The 5,632-nt window shown below is 62.3% G+C and carries 5 protein-coding genes; 1 reads left to right on the top strand and 4 read right to left on the bottom strand.

From position 1 onward, the window contains the following. Positions 1 to 1,533: peptide ABC transporter substrate-binding protein (locus VAE48_RS05405; protein WP_322792298.1), on the top strand; the 1,533-nt coding region annotated here is incomplete at its 5' end. 277 nt (positions 1,534 to 1,810) lie between these two features. On the opposite strand, the gene yjjX is transcribed toward VAE48_RS05405, so the two are convergent. The 4 genes from yjjX to VAE48_RS05385 all read right to left on the bottom strand — a co-directional run. Then, positions 1,811 to 2,383, bottom strand: coding sequence for an inosine/xanthosine triphosphatase (yjjX, locus tag VAE48_RS05400; RefSeq protein ID WP_322792297.1), 573 nt, complete (start codon positions 2,381 to 2,383; stop codon positions 1,811 to 1,813). After that, the gene (locus tag VAE48_RS05395) at positions 2,380 to 3,147 is read right to left on the bottom strand and encodes a class I SAM-dependent methyltransferase (protein WP_322792296.1); all 768 of its coding nucleotides are present in this window, start codon (positions 3,145 to 3,147) and stop codon (positions 2,380 to 2,382) included. The genes yjjX and VAE48_RS05395 overlap by 4 nt, the downstream gene beginning before the upstream one ends. A gap of 64 nt (positions 3,148 to 3,211) precedes the next feature. Next, positions 3,212 to 3,895 carry a response regulator transcription factor gene (locus tag VAE48_RS05390; protein WP_322792295.1) on the bottom strand — a complete coding sequence of 228 codons (684 nt, stop codon included), beginning with the start codon at positions 3,893 to 3,895 and terminating at the stop codon, positions 3,212 to 3,214. After that, positions 3,892 to 5,632 (bottom strand): PAS domain-containing sensor histidine kinase (locus VAE48_RS05385; RefSeq protein WP_322792294.1); only part of this gene is annotated, 1,741 nt, incomplete at its 5' end. The genes VAE48_RS05390 and VAE48_RS05385, both read right to left, overlap by 4 nt.

The raw sequence follows: 5,632 nt of genomic DNA, 5'->3' as shown, positions 1-5,632 counted from the left end.
CTGCCGGCCGGCTGTCACTCGGCGGATTGCGCCGTCCGCTGGGACGGGATTTCTCCGCTGCAAATGGAGCGGCTGACGCTTACCTTCCGCCTCAAAGCCGGTTTGCAGTGGCAGGACGGCGCTCCACTGACGGCTGCCGATTCGGTGTTTGCCTTCCAGATTGCCTCCGACCCGCAAACCCCTGCCCTGCGCTGGCTGACACCGCGCACGGCGGCTTATCGCGCCGTGGATGAGTTGACCGTCGAGTGGCAGGGCATCCCCGGTTATCTGCCCGCCGATTACGGGATGCATTTCTTCCTGCCGCTGCCCGAACACGCCTGGGGCCGGTATACCGCCGCTGAATTAGTGCAAAACGAGGATGTCAACCGCCGCCCGCTGGGATGGGGGCCTTACCAGATCGAAACCTGGACACCCGGCGAGAGCATTCGCCTGAGCCGTAACCCCCATTACTTCCGTGCCGGGGAAGGACTGCCGCGCTTCGACCTGCTCACCTTCCGCTTCTTTGGCGAACCGGCCGATAACAACATTGCCGCCCTGACCAGCGGTGACTGCGATTTTGTGGATGACACGGTCAACTGGGAGGGGCAGTTGATTGTGTTGGACGAGTTGCAGCAGAAGAACGCCGCTGTCATCCACGCCGCGCCGACCAGCACCTGGGAGCAGCTGACCTTCGGCATCCGCCCGGCGGCCTATGACGGTGGTTACACGCCTTTTGGCGGCTACCGGCAGGATTTGCTGGGCGATGTCCGCACCCGTCAGGCGATTGCGGCCTGCATTGACCGGCAGGCGCTGGTGGATCGGCTGCTGTACGGTTATTCGGCGGTGGCGAACGGCTTTTTTCCGCCATCTCACCCTTTGGCCTTCGATGACCTGACCGCCCCACCGTTCGACCCCGAACTGGGCCAACGCCTGCTGGAAGAAGCCGGCTGGCGCGATCTGGACGGCGACCCCGCCACCCCGCGCACGGCCGCCGGTGTGGCCAATGTGCTGAACGATACGCCGCTGGTACTGGAATACCGCACCACGCCCGACCGCCTGCACCAGATGACCGCCGAACGAATTGCCGAAAACCTGCGCGATTGCGGCGTGGGGGTTGACCTGAAACTGGTCGAACCGTTTGAGTTGTTTGCCCCCGGCCCGGACGGGGCTTTGTTCGGGCGCAATTTTGACCTGGCCCAGTTCGCCTGGCAGTCCGGGCGCACCACACCGCCGTGCAGCCTGTTCACCACCGCCCAGATTCCCTCGCCTGCCAACGGCTGGATCGGCACCAACATCAGCGGCTGGAGCAGCCCGGTTTACGATGCGCAGTGCGCGGCCGCCCTGCTTGCCGACCCGCGCGACCCTGCCGCTTACCAGCAATCCCAGCGCGCCGTACAACAAACCTTCCTGCAGGAATTGCCGGCCATTCCGCTCTACTTCCGTCTGCAAATCGGGCTGGCCAGCCCGCAGCTGTGCGGCGTTCAACTGGACAGCAGCGCGCGGAGCGTGTTGTGGAACATCGAAACCTGGGACAAGGGCGAAGGCTGCCGGTGAGCGCCGTGACTCGTACTCGAGTCATGTCACTCCGAACGAAGTGACACTCACCAGTGCTGACGGGAGTCTCCCACCCTGTTCTCATAACCGCCATGCCGGAGATTGCCACGCTCGCTGCGCTCGCTCAAAAGGACATTAACCCGTCCTGACGGGAATCACCCCCTCCCTGCCTCCCCCAATATCGCTTTCGCGATATTGGGGTAGGTGGGTGGGGGCCCTGCAGGAGATTACTGCGCTCGCTGCGCGGGTTGTGCGCCTATCCCGAACCCGCCTGTTTTTATTCACAAGTTTCCGCTGACGGATACAGGCGCGGGTTCTTGAAGGGAATCAGCGCCAGGATTACGGGCTGCTCGTAATAAGCGGCGCGGTCAATCACATCGCCGGTCAGCAGTCCCACTGCACCGTTTTGCTGCTTGGAATTGTGACGGCCGAACAGGCGGTCATCGGCTTCGCCCAGTTCCACTCCCTGCCGCACCAGATCCGCCAGCGCGGGCGGCAGGTCGAAGGTGGCGCTGCGGGCTTTGCCGCAGCCTCCAGCGGAAAGAATCACCACCCATGCAAACGCGCTCATCGTCCCGTCTTTTTCCTCAACGCCGCCTTCCACTCCGGCCCAGTAATCCGCAGCCGGCAGTTGCCGGCGGGCGGCACGGGCGCGGTTGAGCGCGCCCTGCAGGGTTTCCGCATCGCTCAGCGGTTGAATGCCGACTCCGCTGGGTACGTTGACCGAAATCACCTCAATCTGGGAATGCGGGAACATGCGCTGGAAGCCGCTGCGTACGGCTTCGATCTTCACCGGATTGTGCGAAGCCACCACCAGCCGAACCGGTAATACTTCTTCCGCCTCGTTCATGGTTTAACCGCCCGCGTGGCAATGTAGGAAGGAAGATACTCGCCCAACACACTGGTCGGGTCAATGTCCTCGTAGAAACCGGTCAGCACAAAGCCGGCGGCCAGCTGCCCGCCGATCTGCTCCTCCAGCGAATGACTCCATTCCAGCGGCAGCCCCTCATCCATGAGCTGCTGCAGTTTTTCGGGTGGAAGGTGAGTCAGGTCGGCATAGGGCAGTTTGTTTTTGACCACCAGCCGACCCTGATCCAGTTCGTCAAAGTCGAACAAGTACAGCACCGGGTTGGTGAAACCGGCCAGCAGCACCCCGCCGCGGCGCAGCACGCGGCAGGCTTCGCGCCACACCGCTAAAATCTCCGGCACGAAAATGTTGGAAACCGGATGAACGATCAGATCAAAGCTGGCATCACCCAACCCGGAAAGGTCGCGCATATCACCTTCCACCAGCATCAGGTTCAGCCCTTCCCGTTCGGCAACCAGCCGATCCTGCGCCAGCTGCGCCGGCGAGTTGTCGAAAACGGTTACTTTTGCCCCGCAGGCTGCCAGCAGCGGGCCCTGCTGCCCGCCTCCCGAAGCCAGACACAGCACATCTGCCCCTGCCAGCGGCGGGAACCAATCGGCAGGCACGAAACGGGTGGGGGTGAGCAAAATGTGCAGTTCACCCCGCCGGGCGGCGGCAATTTCTTCGCTGCTGACCGGTAATGTCCACGGATTTTGGCGGGCAACCTGGCGGTTCCAGGCTTCGCGGTTGTAGGCACGGATGTCCATGAGTACCTCAAAATCTCCTTTGTCTAAAATGTTCGGCTTGTCCTCGCAGCGCCGTGTGAATTTATTACCCGCCTTCCAGACGGTAACCGTAGCCGCGCACGGTGAGGATGTAGCGCGGTTCGTCCGGCTGCGGTTCGATTTTCTTGCGCAGCAAAAAGATGTAGCGGCGCACGGTGGTGGTGTTTTCCTGCCGGTATGCGCCCCACACCTCGCGCACCAGCTCGGTTTCGGCAACCGCTTTACCGGCATTGCGCGCCAGCACCTCCAGTAAACGAAATTCGGTCGGGGTGAGCGTCAGCGGCTGACCGGCACGGCGTACTTCGCGCCGGTCCAAATCCACTTCCAGGTCGCCAATTTGCAGCAAGTTCCTTTCCGAAAGCGGTTTGTGCCGGGCGCGGTTCAACACCGCCTGAATGCGGGCGTTCAATTCGGCAAAACTGAACGGCTTGGTCAGGTAATCATCCACCCCCAGACCAAAACCGCGCAGTTTATCGGCCTCAGAGCTCTTTGCGGTGAGCAGAATTATCGGCACATCCGAAAGCTCACGCAGGCGGGCGGTCACTTCCCAGCCGTCCATGCCCGGCATCATCACGTCCAGCACGACCAGATCGGGGTGTTCGCGGTAAGCCTGCCGCAGAGCTTCATTGCCGTTTGCGGCAGCAATCACGGAATACTTCTCTTCGCGCAAAAAGTCCTGCAAAAAACGCAGCAGAGTCGGATCATCATCCACTACCAGTATCTTGGTCACGGTGTTTTTCCCTCCTCCTGGGGTGATCCTTCCGGTTCGCCAACTTCGGCCAGCGGCAGCCAGCAGGTGAAGCAGGCTCCGCCTTGCGGGTGATTTTCGGCGCGTACCTCGCCCTGCATGGCTTCCACCAGCCGGCGGACAATGTACAGGCCCAACCCATGTCCGTAGATGGTGCGGTTGTCCTGACTGTCGTGGCGGTAGAACTGCTCGAAGAGGTGCGGCAGGGCATCCTCCGGCACCCCCGCGCCGTGATCGCGCACCTGCAGCCAAAGCCGGCCGTTCTCCACCCCGGCGGACACCTCGATCTCCCCCTCAGGGGCATACTTGAAGGCGTTATCCAGCAAATGGAACAGGATACTGGTGAGCGCCTGTTCGTCAGCCAGTACCGCCGGCCAGCCGGGCGGCAGCAGCCAGCGCACCCGGCCGGCATCCGGCAGGTGGGCAATCTGGTTTTGCAGGGCGGTATAAATGCGGCTGACCGGCAGGGGAGCCGGGTAAAGCGGCAGTTTGCCGGCATCCAGCGCCGAAAGGTCGAGGATGGTTTCCACAAAATGGGTCAGGCGTTCGATCTCTGCCTGCACCAGGGCGATGATCTGGCTGCTGCGGCCGGAAAGCGGGCGCGTGCCGTACATCAGCAGTTCAATGCCGCTTTTGATGTTGGTCAGCGGGGCGCGCAATTCGTGCGAAACCAGCGAAACAAAGTCCGATTTGAGCCGGTCGAGTTCGCGCAGCATGCGGTTTTGCGCCTCCAACTGCTGATAGGCCTGACTGAGGTCGGCGGTTTTTTCGGCAACGCGCTTTTCCAGTTCGCGGTTGAGCCGCTCCAGCTCGGCGCGGTCGGCGGCAATCCGCTCATAGGCGGCCTGCAGGGCGGCCTGCTGGCGTTTTTGCAGGCTGAGGTCGTGAGCCGTGCCGGCAATCATCAGGCGTCGGTCACCGGAAGAAAGCACCGGACGCAAGGAAAGAAAAACCGGCAAAAGTTCGCCATCGCGGCGCAGCAGCACCGTTTCGCCCGACCAGCCCCGTCCTTCGCCTTGTTGTTCACTCTTTGCCAGATCCAGCCACGAATACGCCCCGCGCGGCTCCGGCAGCAAATCGGCCAGGGTTCGCGTGGTCAGTTCCGCCTCGCTGTAACCGCTGGCCGTCGAAAGCGCCGGGTTGACCAGTGTAAGCCGCCCGTTTTCGTCACAAATAAAAGCCGGCTCCGCCACGCTCTTGACCAGCCCGGCGTACTGTTCGTATTCAATTTCACCGGTGACCAATCCCTGACGGGCGATCAGCCCCAGCGCCAGTAAAACCGTCACCCACAACACCGGCTGGTTGAGCTGGTTGTTCAACTGCCAGTCCAGCAGCACAAACCAGCCCAACAGCAGCACCGCCAGGATGGGCAGCAGGCTTTGCAGGCGCGCCAGGCCGCCCTGTAAGAAAAAAGGAGCCGATGGGCGGTGTTTTCTGGATGGTTCGCGAATCACCGCGGCGGAAGGCGTGCGCAGCAGGGCAGCCAGCCAGAGCGCATCCCCCACCGCCCAGCCGAGATCGGTAACCGCGCCAATCTGATAACTGCCCTGGAGCAGCGCCGAGGCATACAATGAATCGGTCAGCGTGTAGACCACCAGAGCGGCAATCAGCCAGCCAAACGGCAGTGCCGGCCGCCGCGCATCGCTGATCAGGAGCAGGTTGATCACCACCAGCAGCAGTCCCAGATCGGGTAAGGGGTAGAGAATGCCCAGCGGGTTG

The sequence above is a fragment of the Bellilinea sp. genome (assembly GCF_034432615.1).
Classification (GTDB): domain Bacteria; phylum Chloroflexota; class Anaerolineae; order Anaerolineales; family Anaerolineaceae; genus Bellilinea.
The sequence above is the reverse complement of the archived record's forward strand: the minus strand, read 5'-3'. Positions and strand labels throughout refer to the sequence as shown.

Bases quoted from the DNA above. Each gene is read 5' to 3' on its own strand.
- yjjX (WP_322792297.1), bottom strand. From the start codon at position 2,383: ATGAACGAGGCGGAAGAAGTATTACCGGTTCGGCTGGTGGTGGCTTCG.
- VAE48_RS05395 (WP_322792296.1), bottom strand. From the start codon at position 3,147: ATGGACATCCGTGCCTACAACCGCGAAGCCTGGAACCGCCAGGTTGCC.